Consider the following 18,074-nt stretch of genomic DNA (forward strand, 5'->3'; position numbering starts at 1 on the left):
CCGGAAGACTACCATCAGGTTTGAGATTTTCAGTCTCTGGGGAGTGATCACCCTCTGAGACTGCCGGCCATCCCGCCACAGACGGCTGGTGTGAAAGATTCCGTGGCGATCAATTTGGAAAGGCCATCGAAAAATGTCTGAAGCAAGTACGTCCACCTTTCGGGAGACCGGCAAGCCCCTCAATATTCAGGAATTGAAGGAGCTGACCATCAACGCTCTCAATCAGATCGCCAAGCGCCTGGCCATTTCCGGAGCCGCCGGGATGCGCAAGCAGGAGTTGATCTTCCAGATTCTGAAGGCCCAAACGGAGCGCAGCGGACTGATTTTCTCGGAAGGAGTTCTGGAGACGCTTCCCGACGGGTTCGGTTTCCTGCGGGCGCCCGAGTACAACTATCTGCCCGGTCCCGACGACATTTACGTCTCCCCGTCGCAGATCCGGCGCTTCGACCTCCGCACCGGCGATACCGTCTCCGGACAGGTCCGGCCGCCCAAGGAGGGAGAACGCTACTTCGCCCTGATCAAGGTGGAGGCCATCAATTTCGAGCACCCGGACGTGGCTCGCGACCGAACCTTCTTCGAGAATCTGACACCCATCTATCCTGACGAGCGCGTCAATCAGGAAACGAACCAAGGCAACCTGACGGGACGGGTCATGGACCTGCTCACACCCATCGGCAAGGGTCAGCGGGGTTTGATCGTTTCTCCGCCCCGGGCCGGCAAGACCATGATCCTGCAGAGCATCGCGCATTCCATCGCCCTCAACCACACGGAGATCATCCTGATCGTCCTCCTCATCGACGAGCGCCCGGAAGAAGTGACCGACATGCAGCGCTCGGTGCGAGGCGAGGTGATCAGCTCCACCTTCGACGAGCCGGCCTCCCGCCACATCCAGGTTGCCGAAATGGTTTTGGAGAAGGCCAAGAGGCTGGTGGAGCATGGCAAGGACGTGGTGATCCTGCTGGATTCCATCACCCGTCTGGCCCGGGCCTACAATTCCGTGGTCCCGCCCTCCGGCAAGGTCCTGTCGGGTGGCGTGGACTCCAACGCGCTGCAGCGGCCCAAGCGTTTCTTCGGGGCGGCCAGGAACATCGAGGAAGGCGGGAGCCTCACCATTATCGCCACTGCCCTGATCGATACCGGCAGCCGGATGGACGACGTCATCTTCGAGGAATTCAAGGGAACCGGAAACATGGAGCTGGGATTGGACCGGCGCCTGGTCGACAAGCGGATCTTCCCCTCCATAGACATCAACCGGTCCGGCACCCGCAAGGAAGAGCTCCTGCTGAAGCGCGAAGATCTGAATCGAGTCTGGATCTTGCGCAAGGTCCTCAATCCCCTCTCCGTCACCGAGTCCATGGAACTCCTGCTGGACAAGCTGAGCAAGACTCGCGACAACGCCACCTTCCTCCGCTCCATGTCGGGAGGGTAGGGGCTCCCCTGCGAAGCGGCAGCGGAAAACGGGGAGCGCCCAGCCAATTTCGAGTTGACTGCCGGGCGCCGACTCTGTATCTTCACTGTAGGCAATTTGGACATGGCGATTTTCAGTTTTCTCCGATACGGCTGGCGCTTCTAGCACAAATCGTTATCGGAGAACTGTCCATCGTCAAAGGGCCAAGATAGAGATCAGAAGAGAGGCCGTGGAGATAGTTCTCCACGGCCTCTCTTTTTTTGGACGAAGTCTCTGAACCATGCTTTACACCAAGGCCTTTTGGGCCGACCTTCTGAACCCCGTCACTGCCTTTCTCAACCTGGGGTCCTCTGCCCGGAGAGGGTTTCTCCTGGAGTCCGTCGAGGGAGGGGAGAACATCGGACGGTACTCCTTCCTGGGAGTGGACCCCTACCAGGTCTTCGAAGGGAAATTCGAGGGATTCCGCCGCCAGTTTCCTTCGCTGAGGGAGACGGCCGATCCGGACCTGCCTCCCTTCACCGGAGGCGCCATCGGGATCTTCGCCTACGAGATGGTCCGGGAGCTGGAGCGTCTGCCCAACCTGATCCGGCAGGGTGGGCACCTGGACCCGGCCACCACGGTGCTCATGGATTTCTACGCCACGGTCGTGGCTTTCGACCACGTCAAGCACCAGATCATCATCATGTCCCACGAGAGCCGGGACCGGGTCCGGGAGCTGGAGCACCGGCTTCGACGCACTCCGCCCGCAGTTTCACTCATCGATCCCGACCAGGCGCTCCCTGCGCTGACCTGCGCCCGCTCCAACTTCCGGAAAGAGGATTTCTGCGCGGCGGTGGAAACCTCCAAGGAGTACATTCGGGCCGGCGACATCTTCCAGGTGGTCCTGTCCCAGCGCTTCGAGGCGGACTATCCGGGAGACCCCTTCAACGTCTACCGGGCTCTTCGCTACGTCAATCCCTCGCCGTACCTGTTCTACCTCAGGATGGGAGACCTGCATCTGGCCGGTTCCTCTCCCGAGATGCTGGTCCGGGTGCAGGGACGGGACCTGGAATACCGTCCCATTGCCGGCACCCGGCGCCGGGGCCGGAACCCGGAGGAGGAGAAGTTCTTCGAAGAGGAGCTGCTGGGGGACGAGAAGGAACGGGCGGAGCACCTGATGCTGGTGGACCTGGGCCGGAACGATCTGGGACGGGTCAGCACCTACGGATCTGTCCATGTGTCCGACCTGATGTTCCTGGAGAAGTACTCCCACGTGATGCACATCACCAGTTCGCTCCGGGGCCGGCTGCGCCCCGAGCTGGACCGCTTCGACGCCCTGGCCGCCTGTTTTCCCGCGGGAACCGTGACCGGGGCTCCCAAGGTCAGGGCCATGGAGATCATCGAGGAGCTGGAGCCGTGCCGGCGAGGGGTCTACGCCGGAGCCGTCGGCTATCTGGACTTCGCGGGAAATCTGGACTCCTGCATCGGAATCAGAACCATCGCCATCAAGAACGGCAAGGCCTATCTTCAGGCAGGCGCCGGCATCGTCGCCGATTCGGTCCCGGAACTCGAGCACAAGGAGTGCCGCAACAAGGCGCGTGCCCTGTTTCGGGCTCTGGAATTGGCCTCGGCTCTGGAACCGCGAACCTCCGCCCACTCGACAGGTGTCCAATCATGAACGTCTTCATGATCGACAATTACGACAGCTTCACCTACAACCTGGTCCAGTACCTGGGAGAGTTGGGGTGCGACCTGGAGGTCTACCGCAACGACCGGATCACGACGGACGAGATTCTGGACCGGGCGCCCCAGCGGCTGGTGATCTCACCGGGTCCGGGAACGCCCGAAGACGCCGGAATCTCCATCGAGGCGATCCGCCGGTTGGCGGGCCGGGTGCCGGTTCTGGGAGTCTGCCTCGGACACCAGGCCATCGCATCGGCCTATGGAGGCCTGGTGATCCGGGCGCCGGAGCTGATGCACGGGAAAACCTCCACGATCCATCATCAGGGGGACAGCATCCTCTCCGGCATTCCCAATCCCTTCGAAGCCACCCGGTATCATTCCCTGGTGGTCAGCCCGGACCATCTTCCCGAATGCCTGGTCGTGAACGCCTGGACCGAGAACGGGCTCATCATGGGATTGAGGCATCGGGAACATGATATCTTCGGCGTTCAATTCCATCCCGAATCGGTGCTGACCGACCCGGGCAAGGCCATCCTGGAGAACTTCCTATGTTGCAAGAGCTGACCCGAGAGTTGGAGGCGTCCCGGGACCTCCCGCAGGAGTCGGCCGCCCAAGCCCTGGAGCTGATCCTGGCGGAAGGAACGCCGGACCGGGAGATCATGGCTTTCCTGAGCGCGTTGTATTCCAAGGGAGAGACCCCCGCGGAGATCGCCGGCTTCGCCCGGATCATGAGGCGGCACGCCGTGAGGCTGCAGTGCCGGCACGACAGATTCATCGACACGGCCGGAACCGGAGGAGGAGCCGACACCTTCAACGTCTCCACCGCCGCGGCGTTCGTCATCGCCGGGGCCGGGCTTGCAGTGGCCAAGCACGGCAACCGCGCCGCCACTTCCCGGAGCGGCAGCGCGGACGCCCTTCAGGCGCTGGGGGTTCAGGTCGCCCGCTCCGCCGAGGTTGCCCGGCAGAGCCTCGACGAGGTGGGGATCGCCTTTCTCTTCGCTCCCCTGTTCCATCCGTCCATGAAGAGAGTGGTGGAGGTCCGGCGGCAGTTGCCGCATCGCACCATCTTCAACCTGTTGGGTCCCCTCACGAATCCGGCGGGCGCCCCGTACCAGATCATCGGCGTCTGGGCGCCGGAACTGACTCGGAAACTGGGACAGGCCCTGGCCGCGCTGGGCTGCAGGCGGGCCTGGGTGGTCCACAGCCGCGACGGGTTGGACGAGCTCTCCACTGCGGCTCCGAGTTGGGTGACCGAGGTGGAGGGGAACCGGGACCGCAGCTTCGAATTCGACCCGGCGGAATACGGGTTCGCCCCTTGGGATCCTCGGGCCGTCGCCGGCGGCAGTCCGGAAGACAACGCCCGGCTGATCCGGAGAATCCTCGAAGGGGAGCGCCAGGGCCCGGCGCGGGACCTGGTGGTCTTGAACGCGGCGGCGGCCCTTCGCCTGGCGGGAGAGGCGGATTTCCGAGTCGCCTTGGATCGCGCGGGCGAATCCATCGACTCGGGAAGGGCGGTCCGGAAACTGGACCGGTTGGTCGAAGCCTATGCTGGATAGGATCCTGGCCCGGAAGAAACAGGATCTGGAGGAGGCTCAGGCCAGGGTTCCCCTGGCCGGGTTGCTGGAGGCCGATCCGGGTCCGGCCGCCCCTTCCTTCGAGGCGGCGCTGACCCGGCCTCAAGTCAACGTCATCGCCGAGATCAAGTACCAGAGTCCCAGCCGGGGGGCTTTCACCTGCCGGCGGCCTCCCCAAGAGATCGGACAGCTTTACCGGGACAACGGAGCGGCGGCCATCTCGGTCCTGACGGAAAGGCATTACTTCCACGGCGACCTGGAATTCATCCGCACCGTCCGGGATCAGGAGACGGGATTGCCCCTGTTGCGGAAGGACTTCATCTTCGACGCCTACCAACTGGCGGAAGCGCGGGCGCACGGCGCGTCGGCCTATCTGTTGATCGCCGCGTGCCTCTTGCCGGAACGGCTCAAGGAACTGATTCGGGACGGGCACGACTTCCGGCTCGACGCGCTGGTGGAGGTCCACGATGCGTTCGAGCTGGAGACGGCGGTGGAGAGCGGGGCCCGCATCATCGGGGTCAACAACCGGGACCTGAGGACCTTCAACGTGGACCTGAACACCTCCTTCCAACTGGCCCGGCTGCTGGAGGGGGAGACCGGGTTCGTGCTGGTGTCCGAGTCGGGAATCCGGGAACATGTCCAACTGCTCGAGCTGCGCGATGCCGGATTCCATGCCTTCCTGGTCGGCTCGCTGCTGATGGACTCCGACGACCCCGGGGCCGGACTGAGGGAATTGCTGCAAACCGGCGCGGCCCGGGAGCCGGAGGAAGAGCTGCGCGGGAGCCTCCGGAGATGATCATCAAGGTGTGTGGAATCACCCGCCGCCGCGACGCGTTGGATTCGGTCCGGTACGGGGCCAATGCCCTGGGTTTCAACTTCTACCCGCCGAGCCCGCGCTACCTGGAGCCGGACCAGGCTCAAGCCCTGGCCGATGAGCTTCCGCCGGAGGTTTTTCCGGTGGCCATCGCAGTGGCAAGGCACGGCGAGGACTCGTGGATGCGGCTTCCCTTCGACGTCATCCAGTTGCACGGGGTCGAGGACCCCTGCCAGGTTCCCGATACGGACAAGCGCGTCTGGATCGCCACCAGTCCCGCCGGCGCCCGGCGCTTCCCCGGGCACGAAGTCATCATCGACACTTCCTGGGGCACCGGAACGCTCGCCGACTGGAACGCGCTGGAATCGCTGAATCGTCCGTTTCTTCTCTCCGGCGGCCTGACGCCTCAGAATCTGGGTGAAGCCCTGGTTCGTCTCGAGCCACTGGGTGTGGACGTCTGTTCCGGCGTGGAGAGTGCTCCGGGAATCAAGGACCGGGACAAATTGAGGGCCTTTCTGAAGGTGGCTCGGGAGCACGCCGCCCAAATCGGAGACGACAAGCAATGAGTCTGCAAAACGCATCAGCTTTCAACGAACGGTGGCCGGATGAGGGAGGGCACTTCGGCGCCTACGGCGGGAAGTTCGTTCCCGAGACCCTCATGTCCCCCCTGGAGGAACTGGACCGGGCCTACGAGGAGGCCCTGGCCGATCCCGGGTTCGGCCGGGAGCTGGAACGGCTGGCCAGCCACTACGTGGGACGGCCCACGCCCCTGACCCTGGCTCCGCGCCTCTCCGAGCGGGTGGGAGCCCGCGTCTACCTGAAGCGGGAGGACCTCTGCCACACCGGGGCCCACAAGATCAACAATGCCCTGGGACAGGCACTGCTGGCCCGGCGCATGGGCAAGAGCCGCATCATCGCCGAAACCGGCGCCGGCCAGCATGGCGTGGCCACGGCCACGGTCTGCGCCCTGATGGGGATGGAATGCGAGATCTACATGGGCACCGAAGACATGCGCCGGCAGGCGCTCAACGTCTTTCGCATGGAGCTTCTGGGCGCCAAGGTCACGCCGGTGGATGCCGGGAGCCGGACCCTGAAGGATGCCATCAACGAGGCCATGCGCGACTGGGTCACCCAGGTGGAGCACACCCACTATCTCCTGGGATCGGTGTTGGGAGCCCATCCCTATCCGGCCATGGTCCGGGATTTCCAGTCGGTCATCGGACGCGAGGCGAGGCGCCAGGTTCTGGAGTTGGAAGGGAGGCTCCCCGACCTGCTGATTGCGTGCGTCGGCGGAGGCAGCAACTCCATCGGACTTTTCTACGAGTTTCTGGGCGAGCCGAATGTGCGGATGATCGGGGTCGAAGCCGGGGGCCGGAGCTACCGGCTGGGAGATCATGCGGCGCGTTTCCAGGGCGGATCCAAGGGGGTGCTTCATGGCACCTTCAGCTACGTCCTGCAAGACGACAACGGTCAGGTCTCCCACACCCACAGCGTCTCCGCGGGTCTCGACTACCCTTCGGTGGGACCGGAGCATGCCCTGCTGCGCGACTCGGGAAGAGTCGAGTACACGTCGGCGGATGACAACGAGGCCCTGGAAGCGTTTCACCTCCTGAGCCGGCTGGAAGGGATCATGCCGGCATTGGAATCGTCGCACGCTGTGGCGGAGTGCCTCCGGCACCAGGGCAGCGGTGAGCTGATCGTCGTCAATCTTTCCGGCCGTGGAGACAAGGATGTCGAGACTGTCCGAGATCTTCTCGAATAACCCGAAGTGCTTCGTCCCCTTCGTGACGGCGGGGCACCCGGATCTGGAAGCAACCGAGCGGATCGTTGTCGAACTGGTGGAGGCCGGTTCCCATATCGTGGAGATCGGAATCCCGTTCTCCGACCCCATCGCGGACGGGCCGGTGATCCAGACCTCCTCTTTCCGTGCTCTCAGGCACGGTTACGGCATTGCAGACTACATCGAGCTGGTTCGGAGGCTGCGGGCCAGGGTGGACGCCGGCCTGGTATTCATGACCTACATGAACCCGGTCTGGAGCTACGGCCCGGGACGGTTGGCGCGCGAAGCCGTCGAGGCCGGCCTGGACGGCATCATCATCTCGGACCTGACCCCCGAGGAGCACAACCGGTTCCGGAAGCTGGGCGACCCCGGGAACTGCGTCCGGGGACTCGACATCATCTTCCTGGCGGCGCCGACGTCGTCGGACGAGCGGCTCGAGAAGGTGAGCCGGGCCAGCGGGGGCTTCGTCTATCTCGTTGCCCGAACCGGCGTCACCGGAAAGAGGTCCGACGTCGAGTCGCAGGTGCCGGCGACCATCCGCCGGCTGCGCAAGTACTCCTCCCTTCCCATCGCCGTGGGATTCGGGATCACTTCGGCGCAGGACGTCCGGCGGGTCTGGCGGTACGCCGACGCCGCGGTGATCGGAACCGCCCTGGTCCGGTTCGTGGACGAGCACCGGCATACGGCCGACCTGCCCCGGCAAGTCGGCCGCTTCGCCCGGGATCACTTGATTCCGGGATAATTCTGGGGTATTGTGTCCGTCTACGTTCAAAGGACGGCTATGGCGAGTCTGCGGAGCTTCTATTACTTTTTTAGAAACGGCTGAGGTCGGCCTGCCATTGCAGGCGACCTTGAAGCCGTGGGCAACCCAGAAGCCCACGGTTTTTTTTTGCCCGGTGAATCCGAAAAGGGGCATCGAGAGTGACTGACATCGACCACTGGCGCAGCGAAATCGACCGGATCGATCTCCAATTGGTGGAGCTGCTCGACCGCCGCAGCCGGTGCGCGATCGAAATCGTCAAGCTCAAGCACAAGTCGAACTTGGGTGTCTATGACCCGGAACGCGAGAAAGAGGTCATTCGGCTGGTTCAGGAGGCCGCGCGCGGGCCCTTGTCCAAAGCCGCCATCAAGCGTCTGTTCGAAAGGATCATCGACGAATCCCGACGGGTGGAGCGGGAGCACCGCAACAGCGGTTAGGTCCGAGGTGAACCGAGAGAAAGGAATCCATCATGGTCATCGTCATGGAACACAACGCAACTTCGGAACAGGTGGAACACGTGATCGACAAGCTCGTCGCTAACGGTTTCGACGTGCATCGGTCGACAGGCGTGGACTATACGGTGCTGGGAGCCGTCGGAGCCAAGAACGTGAACACGCGGGACTACGAGGGCATGGACGGCGTCCGGGAGGTCCACCGCATCAGCGAGCCCTACAAGCTGGCCTCCAGGGCGTTCCACCCGAAGGGCAGCCGGGTCCGGATCGGGGACGTCGAGTTCGGCGGGGAAGAGGTGGTGATCATGGCCGGGCCGTGCACCATCGAAAGCGAGGCCCAGTGCGAAGAGGTCGCGGCCGGGGTCGCGGAAGCCGGGGCCCGGGTCATGCGGGGCGGCGCCTTCAAGCCCAGGACCTCCCCCTACTCCTTCCAGGGGCACGGAGAAAAGGGACTGCAGATCATCCGCAAGGCGGCGGACCGTCACGGCATGCTGGTGATCTCGGAAGTCATGGAATCGGCCCAGATTCCCCTGGCCCACGACTACATCGACATCATTCAGATCGGAACCCGGAACATGCAGAACTACAATCTGTTGCGGGACATCGGGAAGAGCGGCATTCCGGCGCTTCTGAAGCGCGGCATGAGCGCCACCATCACCGATCTGCTGCTGGCGGCCGAATACATCATGGCCGAGGGAAACCACAACGTCCTCCTCTGCGAGAGAGGGATCCGGACCTTCGAGAACCTGACCCGGAACACGCTGGATCTCTCCGCCGTTCCGGTGGTCAAGCAGATCAGCCATCTGCCCATCGTGGTGGACCCGAGCCATGCCGTGGCAATCCGGAACCGGGTGGGTCCGCTGTCCCGGGCCGCCGTGGCGGTCGGTGCGGACGGCCTCCTCATCGAGGTGCACCAGGATCCGGAAAACGCGCTTTGCGACGGAGCCCAGTCGTTGTTCGTGAGCCAGTTCGCCAACCTCATGGACGAAATGCGCCGCATCGCCCGGGCCGTGGGCAAGAATATCGCCGAACCGACGCTGGCTTGAGCCGCTGACGGCTTGGAGCCGTCAGATTTCGACCCGGTAGTTGGGCGCTTCCTTGGTCACCACCACGTCGTGGGCGTGGGACTCGCGCAGTCCCAGGTGGGTCACCCGGACGAATCGGGTTCGGGTCTGGAGTTCCTGGACGTTGCCGACGCCGCAGTAGCCCATCCCCGATTGCAGGCCGCCCAACAGGACCGGAATCAGGTCCTCCGCGCGTCCCTTGTAGGGGACCCGCCCTTCGATGCCCTCGGGAACCACCTTCTGACCGGGGGAACCCGGATCCTGACCGTAACGGTCGCTGGTTCCCTCAGTCAGGGCTCCCAGGGATCCCATGCCGCGGTAGGTCTTGTAGCTCCTGTTCTGATAGAACACCAACTCCCCCGGGGACTCGTCGGTGCCGGCGAAGAGGTTCCCGATCATCACCGCGTCCGCTCCGGCGGCCAAGGCCTTGGTGATGTCGCCCGAATACTTGATTCCGCCATCGGCGATCACCGGCAGGCCCACCTCCCGGGCGGTCCGGGCGGCCTCCACGATGGCCGTGAACTGAGGCATCCCGGCGCCGGTGACGACCCGGGTCGTGCAGATGCTTCCGGGTCCCATGCCCACCTTCACCGCGTCCGCTCCGGCGTCGGCTAGGAAACGGACGGCGTCTCCGGTGGCCACGTTGCCCGCGGTGACGTCGGCGCGGGAAAGCCGTTTCTTCAATTCCGACACGGCGGCGCCCACTCGCCGGGTGTGGGCGTGGGCCGTGTCCACCACCACCACGTCCACCCCCGCCAGCTCCAACTCCCGGGCCCGCTCCACGTAGTCTCCCGTGGCGCCCACGGCGGCGCCGACTCTCAAGCGCCCCCGCGAGTCCTTGGCCGCGTTGGGGTAGGTGATCATCTTCAGGATGTCCTTGACCGTGATCAGCCCCTTGAGCCGGTTCTGGTCATCCACCACCAGGAGCTTCTCGATCCGATGCTCGTGGAGCTTCCGCTTGGCCTCCTCCATGGAGATCCCTTCTCCGACCGTGACCAGGTTGTCGCGGGTCATCAGGTCCGAAACCGGCAGCTCCGGGTCGTTCTGGAATCTCAGGTCCCGATTCGTCAGGATTCCCACCAGCTTCCCCGTCGAATCGATGACCGGAACACCGGAGATCCTGTACCGGTCCATGCTCTCGACGACGTCCCGGATCCGATCGTCGGGACCCACGGTGACCGGGTCCACGATCATTCCCGACTCGGAGCGCTTGACCTTGTCCACCTCCCGGGCCTCGGCTTCGATGCTCAGGTTGCGGTGAATGATGCCGATCCCGCCGTGCCGTGCGATGGTGATGGCCATGCGGTGTTCCGTCACCGTGTCCATGGCCGCGGAGGAGATGGGGATGTTCAGCGGGATGTTTCGGGAGAAGACGGTCTGGAGATCCGATTCCCCCGGCAGGACACTGCTGTAGGAGGGAGACAGGAGAACGTCGTCGAAGGTGAGGGCTTCGGGTACCTCCATCGAAGAATGATATGAGATCGGTCCGCGGGCGGTCAACGCCGACGACCGGTGAGAAACGAGAGGAGCATCGAGGGTGAAGATCAGATCCGGACGCGGATCCGGTGGGTGCGGATCCTTCCCTGTCCCTCTTCGATGGCCCAGTGGGTCACGAGCACCTCGCCGTCCCCCAGGCCGAGCAGCGAGGCTTGGCCGAACTTCAGGTCCCGGCCCATGTCGGAGTAGACGGCGATCCTCATGGAGGGGGCGTTGCCCCAGACCTTGGCCGTTTCGACCGTCCGCCAGCGGTCGCGCGAGAAATCCACGACCCTCACGAACACGCCGATGTCCTCTCCTTCGCGATGGCAGTGAACCGTCAGCAGGAGGTCGCCGCCCCAGTGCATCAGGTTCGACGCCTGTCCCCGGATACCGGTGTCGATGGGGTTCGACCAGGACGCTCCGCCATCGTGCGACACCGTGACGTGATTGGTGGTGTTGGTGCCCTGGATATGGTCCATCATCCAGTTCAGGGAGACGATCCGGCCCTCCTGCATCTCGCACAGTCTCGGTTCCGAAGGCGCATAGCGTCCGGCCGGGTCCCGGAAGAAATCGGTTCGGTCATCCCAGGTTTCGCCTCCGTCGCCGCTGCGCAGCAGGGCTCCCACGCAGCCGCTGGGATTGCTCCCGTCCCACCTGGGGAAGAGCGATCCGGCGCCCAGAATCACTCCGTTGCGGAGTTGGATCGCCGGGCCGGACTGTTCGATCAGTTCCGGGCGCGACCGCGGGACGATCCTGGGATGCGACCAGGTGAGGCCGTCGTCTTCGGAGAAGGAAACCAGGTTGTCGCCTCCCCGGATCCCGTCCACGGCGGGGTCGGGGTTGGCGATGGTCTGATCCGGATCGGTGCGGTGGAAACGATAGCCCAGGGCCATCAGCCTGCCGTCGTCCAGGAGGGTCGGCTTCAGATAGTCGGAGTTGTGGCGATACGCCTCTTCCCTGCGGTGCAGCGGACCCTGGAGGCTCCACGTGCGCCCCTGGTCCCGGGAACGGGTCACGAACGTCGTCACGTCGGTCGCTTCGAAGGCCTCGCCCAGGACGAAGAGTCCCAGGAGCTCACCCGAGGCCAGTTTCACCAGGCCGGGAAAGTACCCGTGGCGGGATCGATTGAAGGGTTGTGGATTCTCGTAGACGACGTGGTGGTCAAGGATTTCGATGGTGGTCATGTTCGGCTCCGTTGGAGAACGTTTCCGAGCCGTCGATATTCTTCGGCTTTCGTTCGGACGCTCACCCCCGAAACTACCAGCCGCCGGACCCGAGCGCCATTTCCACGGACACCCCATTTTCGGGCGGGCAACCACCGGGCAGGCGCCAGTGTAGAATCCTGTTGATTCGGTTTCATTCCTTCGGGGACGGGAAAGCGAACGGAGGAGCGCGCCATGGACGTCGTCCGGTTAGGCATCGTGGGATCGGGGTATATGGGCCGGACCTATGCCCACTGTGTGAGGGACCACAATGAGGGGGTCGAGTTGGCGGGGGTCACTCAGGGAAGCCGGGCGCCCCGGCTGGCGGCGGATTTCGGCGTCGAGCATTTCCCCGGATACGAGGACATGCTTCGCAGCGAGCAGGTCGACGCCGTGCTCCTGGCCACGATCCACAAGCTGCACGCGGAGCAGACACTGGCCGCCGCCGGCTACGGCAAGCACGTCCTGGTGGAGAAGCCGATGATGACCAACGTGGCCGACTGCGACGCCATGATTGCCGCCTGCCGGGAGGCCGGAGTGACCCTCAGCGTCATTCACACGTTGCGTTATCGCGGCGTCTTCGCCCGCGCCCGAAAGCTGATCGAAGGGGGCCGCATCGGCGAAGTGCGGATGGTGCAGATGAACACGCTGTGGCCGCTGCGCGATCCCGGCAAGCCCTGGCTCCGGGACTTCGACAACGGAGGGGACATTCTGGACCGCTGTTCCCACAGCTTCGACATGCTTCGCTTCCTCATCGGCGACGAACCGGTCCGGCTCTTCGGCACGGTGAACGCCTATTCGGCCCCGAACTGGCAGGCCCGGAACGCCATGGCGCAGATCCGTTTCTCCCGTGGCGCCAGCGCCCAGGTCTGGATGAGCCATGAGCTGCCCGAGCCCGGATTCCCGCGCATGAAGGACTTCGTCCGGGTCTGGGGCGAGAAGGGAATGATCGAAGCCGAGCACTTCGGAAAGCTCCGGCTGGCGTCGGAAGGAGATTGGCGGGACATCTGGGAGATGCCGGAGATCGATTTTCTCGGCGATCCCTTCGAGCCCAAGCGCCTGGAGGCCTTCTTCGTGCAAACCCAGGATTTTGTCGACTCCTTGCGCTACGGCCGCCCGCCCGCAGTGTCGGGTGAAGACGGCCGCGCCGCCATCCAGATGATCGAGGCCACCCACCTTTCTCACCGGACCGGCGCCGCGGTGGAGTTGCCGTTGCCCCGCTCCGCCGAAGGGCACCATTTTGACGGCGCGACGGTGGAGCGGAAAAAGGTTCCGGGGTCGGCATTGGGGCCGGAGGACCCGGCGTAAAGCGGTTTTTTCAACATGATCCGATTCCTCAACTCCAGGGCTCCCGGAATCGTCAGGCGAGCGCTCCTGAGCGCCTCGGTTTCCGTTCTCCTCGGGAGCTGCGGGAGCCGCGAAACGCCGCCGTTTCCGGCGCGGCAGGCGCTGGAAACCTTCCGATTGCCGCCGGGGTTCGAGATCGAGCTGGTGGCGGCCGAGCCCCTGGTCGCGGATCCGGTGGCCGCCGCCTTCGACGGCCGCGGGCGCCTCTTCGTCCTGGAGATGGGCGACTATCCCATGCAATCGGAACCCCAGGGCCGGGTCGTGGTCCTGGAGGACTCCGGCGGCGGAAAGTTCGACCGCAGCCACGTCTTTGCCGAAAAGCTGCCCTTTCCCACCGGACTGATGCCGTGGAAGGAGGGGGTGCTGGTGGCCGCCGCTCCGGACATCCTCTATCTTCCCGACCGGGACGGCGACCTGCGGGCCGACGAGAGGCGAGTGATCCTCACCGGATTCAACCGCTACAATCCCCAGCTTCGAGTCAACGGACTCCTGTACGGCATCGACAACTGGATCTACGGAGCCTACCCCAAGGTGGGTCCCTCCCGGCGCAACCCCGAACAGTTCGGGCTGACGGGAGGACCCTTGCATTTTCCCGGCCATCCGGAAGCCGGGTCCGTCGACGTCTCGGCTCTGGGCACCGACTTCCGCTTCCGTCCGGACCGGTTGCAACTGGAGCCGGTGGCCGGGAACTCCCAATACGGCAACGCCTTCGACGCCGCCGGCAACCGCTTCGGCCTGTGGAACAACAACCACATCCGCCATCCCGTCATCGCACACCGCTACCTGTCGCGGAATCCCTACCTGCAGGTCTCCTCCTCCATGGAGTTCCCCTCCGATCACGAAAACCAGTCCACCGTCTATCCCGTTACGCGAACTCCCATCTACATCCACGAATCCCAGGTGGGCGTATTCACCTCCAGTTGCGGGAACTCCGTCTACACCGCCGGCCGGTTTCCCGAGAGGTTCAGGGGCGCGTATTTCGTCTGCGACCCGTTGCACAACCTGGTGCACTGCGACCTGCTCTCGCCTTCGGGGGCGACCTTCTCCGCCCGCCGGGCCTTCGAGGAGCGGGAGTTCCTGGCCTCCACCGATGCTTGGTTCAAGCCGGTGTTCACCACCGTCGGTCCCGACGGAGCGCTCTACGTGGTCGACTACTACCGGAAGTACGTCGAGCATCCGGACTACGTCCCGGAAGATCTGGAAGGGGAGTTCGACCTGCGGGCCGGCGCACGTCTGGGGCGCATCTACAGAGTGGTCCACAAGGACGGCGGCGCAGACGGGTCGCCCGGCCTTCAGGACGCCGGCACCGGCCGCCTGGTGGAGGCGCTGTCCCACGCCAACATGTGGTGGCGCATCACGGCCCAGCGTCTGCTGGTCGAGCGGCAGGAGCGGCCGGCCGTTCCCGCCCTTCGGGAGCTGGCGGTTTCCGCCGGCCGGCCGGAATCCCGAATTCATGCGCTCTGGACGCTGGACGGGTTGGGAGGTCTCGATTCGGATCTGATCTCGGAGGCGCTCGGCGACCCGGACGCGAGGGTTCGGGAACATGCGATCCGGCTCTCCGAGCAGTTCGATTCGCCGCGCCTGGTGAAGAGGCTGTTGGCCCTGGTCCGGGATCCCGACCATCGCGTCCAGTTTCAGCTTGCCTGCACCTTGGGATTGCTGCCCGAATCGCAGTCCTTCGGTCCTCTGAGCCGGCTCCTGAAGCGGCGCCCGGAAGACCGCTGGCTACAGATCGCCGTCCTGACTTCGGCGTCGGAAAACGCCGTCCGGTGGCTCCGGACCGTCACCGGCAACGGCGCCTTTCTCGCTTCGAAAACCCAGGGGAAGGAGGAGTTCCTGGAGAGGATCGCCTCGATCCTGGGCGCTCGCCAGGTCGGATCCGGGATTTCGGAAGTGCTCCGCCTGGCGGCGGGCGGTGCGAATGCCGGAGGCGAATGGTGGAAGCGTGCCCTGCTGTCCGGATTGGGCCGGGGTCTGAGCCAGGGCGCCGAAGCCCGGGTCCGCGTGAATCGAAGCGGCGAGCGCCTTCTGTTCCGGCTGATGCGCTCGCCGTCGCCGGCGGTGGCGGCGGCCGCCCTGGATCTCGCAGACCGCGTCATGCTCTCGGATTCTCCCCGGTTGCGCCGGTTCGTCGAGAAGGCTCTGGACAACGCGAGGGGCCGGACGGACGAGGCGGCCCGGGTGATCGCGGTCCGGATCCTGGGACTGGACCCGGCCGGAGCGGCGACTCGCGCGCTGGAGGAATTGATGACGCCGCGGGAGGCTCCCCAGGTCCAGGTCACGGCCGCCCGTTCCCTCCTCAGGGCGGGGAGCACGGAGGTCGTGCCGTTCCTGCTCCTCAATTGGGGAAGCTTCACCGAGCCGGTCCGCAGGGCGGCCTGGGACGGCCTCCTGGCGCGCAAGGAACTCGTGAACGCACTCCTGGACGGCATCCGCGAAATGGAAGCCGAGGCCTGGACCCTGGGCCGGACGCGGATCAATCAGCTCCTGGAATCGCCGGATGAGGAGGTTCGCCGGCAGGCCGAGGGGTTGTTCGGCGATCTGTCCCAGGGCCGCGAGGACCTGATCGAACGGTACCGGTCCGCCCTTTCGGCCGGAGGGAAGGTTGCCAGGGGGAAAGAGATCTTCCGCGAGACCTGCAGCCGGTGCCACGTTCTGGACGGCATGGGAAGCCAAGTCGGTCCCGATCTCATGGACGCGGTCCGGCGGCCCAAGAAGTTCTTCCTGGCCAAGATCCTGGATCCCAACCTCAATATTGCGCCGGGCTACGAAACCTATGTCATCGAGACTCGAAGCGGCGCCACGGTGACCGGGGTCATCGCCCGGGAGAGTCCCACCTCCATCACGCTGCGGCGCGAGGAAGGTGAGGAGGAGACGCTGCTCCGGAGCAATATCGCGGCGCTGCGGGTTTCCGGCGTCTCCACCATGCCCGAGGGACTGGAGGATGAAATTGATCCCGCCGCCATGGCCGACCTGCTGGAATATCTTCAGCGGTTGAGCACGCCGGGTCCGATGTGACAGATTCGTGAGGAGGAAGCGATGCCGGCCGTGGGGAACGGCGGGTTCATTGCAATGATTGGAGGTGTCCGATGCAATCGCTAGACCGTAGAAAATTCATGACCGGCTCACTGGGAGCCGCCTCCCTGGCCATGGCGTCCAGGGGCCCGGTTCGCGGGGCCAACGAACGTGTCGTGGTGGGAATCATGGGCTTGGGTGGACGCGGGACGCGGCTGGCCGAGAACTTCGCCCAGCGCCCGGACGTGGAGGTCGCCTACCTTTGCGACGTCGACACCCGGCGATTCGGCCGGGCCCGCAAGGCGGTGGAAGCGGCCCAACGCTCCCGCCCCAAGTTGGTGCAGGACTTCCGGAAGATCCTGGACGACGGCAGCGTGGACGCCCTGGTCAACGCCACGCCGGACCACTGGCACGCCCTGGGGAGCATCCTCGCCTGCCAGGCGGGAAAGGACGTCTTCGTGGAGAAGCCCATGGTCCACTCCATCTGGGAGGGCCGGAAAATGGTGGAGGCGGAGAGCAAGTACGGCCGGGTCGTCCAGGTGGGGATGCAGTCGCGCAGCGCCCCCTACGTCCGCCGGGCCCGGGAATACATCCGCGCTGGCAACCTGGGAGACGTGCACCTGGTCCGGGTTTACAACATGATGCAGCATCCCAAACGGGAACCGGTGCCCGACGGCCCGGTGCCCGACGGCCTGGATTGGGATCTCTGGTGCGGTCCCGCGGCCAAGCGGCCGTACAATCCGGGCCTGTACTGGTTGAACTACTGGGAGTACAGTTGCGGTCCCATCGCCGGCGACCTGGTTCACCAACTGGATCTGGCCCGCTACCTGATCGGCGATCCACCCGCTCCCATGGCGGCCTCCCACCAGGGAGCCATCTACTCCTTGAAGGACGGGCGCGACACCCCCGATACCCAGATGGCCCTGTACGAATACGATGGGCTCACCATGACCATGCAGTCGACCCTCTGGACGCCCTACATGAAAAAGACGCCCGGGATCGTCCGCAACACCGACCGCTTCCCCGACTGGCCCTTCAGCAGCACCAAGGTGGAGATCCTGGGCACGGACGGGTACATGTATTTCGGCCGTCACGGCGGCGGCTGGCAGGCTTACGACGCCGACGGGGAACTGGTGCGGTCCGAATACGGGCGCCAGGGGAACCGGGAACACCAGGACGATTTCGTGGACTGCATCCGGACCCGGCGCAAGCCCGTTGCCGACGCCGAGACCGGCCATCAGTCCGCCCTGCTCTGCCACCTGGCCAACATCTCCTTCCGGGTGGGCAACCGGCGCCTGGTCCTGGACCCCGAGACCGAGTCCTTCACCGGTTTTCCGGAGGCCGACGCCTATCTCAAGCGCACCTACCGGAAGCCGTGGGTGATTCCGGAGAAAATCTAAGGGGGGGGGGCGGCGGTTTCCCAACCGCCGATCTCCCAACCGCCGATCTCCCAACCGCCGATCCCCCCCCCGAGGTCCGCGCCGATGCCAACCTCGAATGTCCCGAACGGCCGTCCC

At 64.9% G+C, this 18,074-nt stretch carries 15 protein-coding genes; 13 read left to right on the forward strand and 2 right to left on the reverse strand.

The window, feature by feature from the left end; translation table 11 throughout:
• Positions 1 to 133: 133 nt before the first annotated feature.
• From rho to aroF, 10 genes are all read left to right on the forward strand, one after another.
• A complete protein-coding gene (gene rho, locus OXT71_04485) occupies positions 134 to 1,429 on the forward strand; it encodes a transcription termination factor Rho (GenBank protein ID MDE2925638.1) in 1,296 nt (431 codons plus the stop codon).
• 259 nt (positions 1,430 to 1,688) lie between these two features.
• The gene (locus tag OXT71_04490; GenBank protein MDE2925639.1) at positions 1,689 to 3,065 is read left to right on the forward strand and encodes an anthranilate synthase component I family protein; all 1,377 of its coding nucleotides are present in this window, start codon (positions 1,689 to 1,691) and stop codon (positions 3,063 to 3,065) included.
• The gene (locus tag OXT71_04495) at positions 3,062 to 3,634 is read left to right on the forward strand and encodes an aminodeoxychorismate/anthranilate synthase component II (protein ID MDE2925640.1); all 573 of its coding nucleotides are present in this window, start codon (positions 3,062 to 3,064) and stop codon (positions 3,632 to 3,634) included. The genes OXT71_04490 and OXT71_04495 overlap by 4 nt, the downstream gene beginning before the upstream one ends.
• A complete protein-coding gene (gene trpD, locus OXT71_04500) occupies positions 3,619 to 4,626 on the forward strand; it encodes an anthranilate phosphoribosyltransferase (GenBank protein ID MDE2925641.1) in 1,008 nt (335 codons plus the stop codon). Before OXT71_04495 ends, trpD begins: the two co-directional genes overlap by 16 nt.
• Positions 4,616 to 5,440: an indole-3-glycerol phosphate synthase TrpC gene (gene trpC / locus OXT71_04505; GenBank protein ID MDE2925642.1), complete on the forward strand. Its 825-nt coding sequence runs from the start codon at positions 4,616 to 4,618 to the stop codon at positions 5,438 to 5,440. Before trpD ends, trpC begins: the two co-directional genes overlap by 11 nt.
• Positions 5,437 to 6,024, forward strand: coding sequence for a phosphoribosylanthranilate isomerase (locus OXT71_04510; GenBank protein MDE2925643.1), 588 nt, complete (start codon positions 5,437 to 5,439; stop codon positions 6,022 to 6,024). Before trpC ends, OXT71_04510 begins: the two co-directional genes overlap by 4 nt.
• Positions 6,021 to 7,220, forward strand: coding sequence for a tryptophan synthase subunit beta (gene trpB / locus OXT71_04515; GenBank protein MDE2925644.1), 1,200 nt, complete (start codon positions 6,021 to 6,023; stop codon positions 7,218 to 7,220). The genes OXT71_04510 and trpB overlap by 4 nt, the downstream gene beginning before the upstream one ends.
• Positions 7,189 to 7,980 carry a tryptophan synthase subunit alpha gene (trpA, locus tag OXT71_04520; protein ID MDE2925645.1) on the forward strand — a complete coding sequence of 264 codons (792 nt, stop codon included), beginning with the start codon at positions 7,189 to 7,191 and terminating at the stop codon, positions 7,978 to 7,980. The genes trpB and trpA overlap by 32 nt, the downstream gene beginning before the upstream one ends.
• Positions 7,981 to 8,159: 179 nt before the next feature.
• On the forward strand, positions 8,160 to 8,435 hold the full coding sequence (locus tag OXT71_04525; GenBank protein ID MDE2925646.1) for a chorismate mutase: 276 nt from the start codon (positions 8,160 to 8,162) through the stop codon (positions 8,433 to 8,435).
• 32 nt (positions 8,436 to 8,467) lie between these two features.
• Positions 8,468 to 9,496 (forward strand): 3-deoxy-7-phosphoheptulonate synthase, encoded by a 1,029-nt coding sequence (gene aroF, locus OXT71_04530; protein MDE2925647.1) that lies wholly within the window; start codon positions 8,468 to 8,470, stop codon positions 9,494 to 9,496.
• Between the two features lie 21 nt (positions 9,497 to 9,517).
• Here the strand turns inward: aroF and guaB are convergent, their stop codons facing one another.
• Positions 9,518 to 10,978, reverse strand: coding sequence for an IMP dehydrogenase (guaB, locus tag OXT71_04535; protein ID MDE2925648.1), 1,461 nt, complete (start codon positions 10,976 to 10,978; stop codon positions 9,518 to 9,520).
• Positions 10,979 to 11,058: 80 nt separating this feature from the next.
• The gene (locus OXT71_04540; GenBank protein ID MDE2925649.1) at positions 11,059 to 12,177 is read right to left on the reverse strand and encodes a sialidase family protein; all 1,119 of its coding nucleotides are present in this window, start codon (positions 12,175 to 12,177) and stop codon (positions 11,059 to 11,061) included.
• 213 nt (positions 12,178 to 12,390) lie between these two features.
• Between OXT71_04540 and OXT71_04545 the strand changes: the two genes are divergently transcribed.
• The 3 genes from OXT71_04545 (at position 12,391) to OXT71_04555 (ending at position 17,957) form a co-directional block, all read left to right on the forward strand.
• A complete protein-coding gene (locus tag OXT71_04545) occupies positions 12,391 to 13,503 on the forward strand; it encodes a Gfo/Idh/MocA family oxidoreductase (GenBank protein ID MDE2925650.1) in 1,113 nt (370 codons plus the stop codon).
• Positions 13,504 to 13,518: 15 nt separating this feature from the next.
• The gene (locus OXT71_04550) at positions 13,519 to 16,560 is read left to right on the forward strand and encodes a HEAT repeat domain-containing protein (protein ID MDE2925651.1); all 3,042 of its coding nucleotides are present in this window, start codon (positions 13,519 to 13,521) and stop codon (positions 16,558 to 16,560) included.
• Between the two features lie 71 nt (positions 16,561 to 16,631).
• Entirely contained in the window at positions 16,632 to 17,957 is a 1,326-nt protein-coding gene (locus OXT71_04555; protein MDE2925652.1) for a Gfo/Idh/MocA family oxidoreductase, read from the forward strand.
• Positions 17,958 to 18,074 lie beyond the last annotated feature (117 nt).

This window comes from Acidobacteriota bacterium (assembly GCA_028874215.1).
Taxonomy (GTDB): Bacteria; Acidobacteriota; UBA6911; order RPQK01; family JAJDTT01; genus JAJDTT01.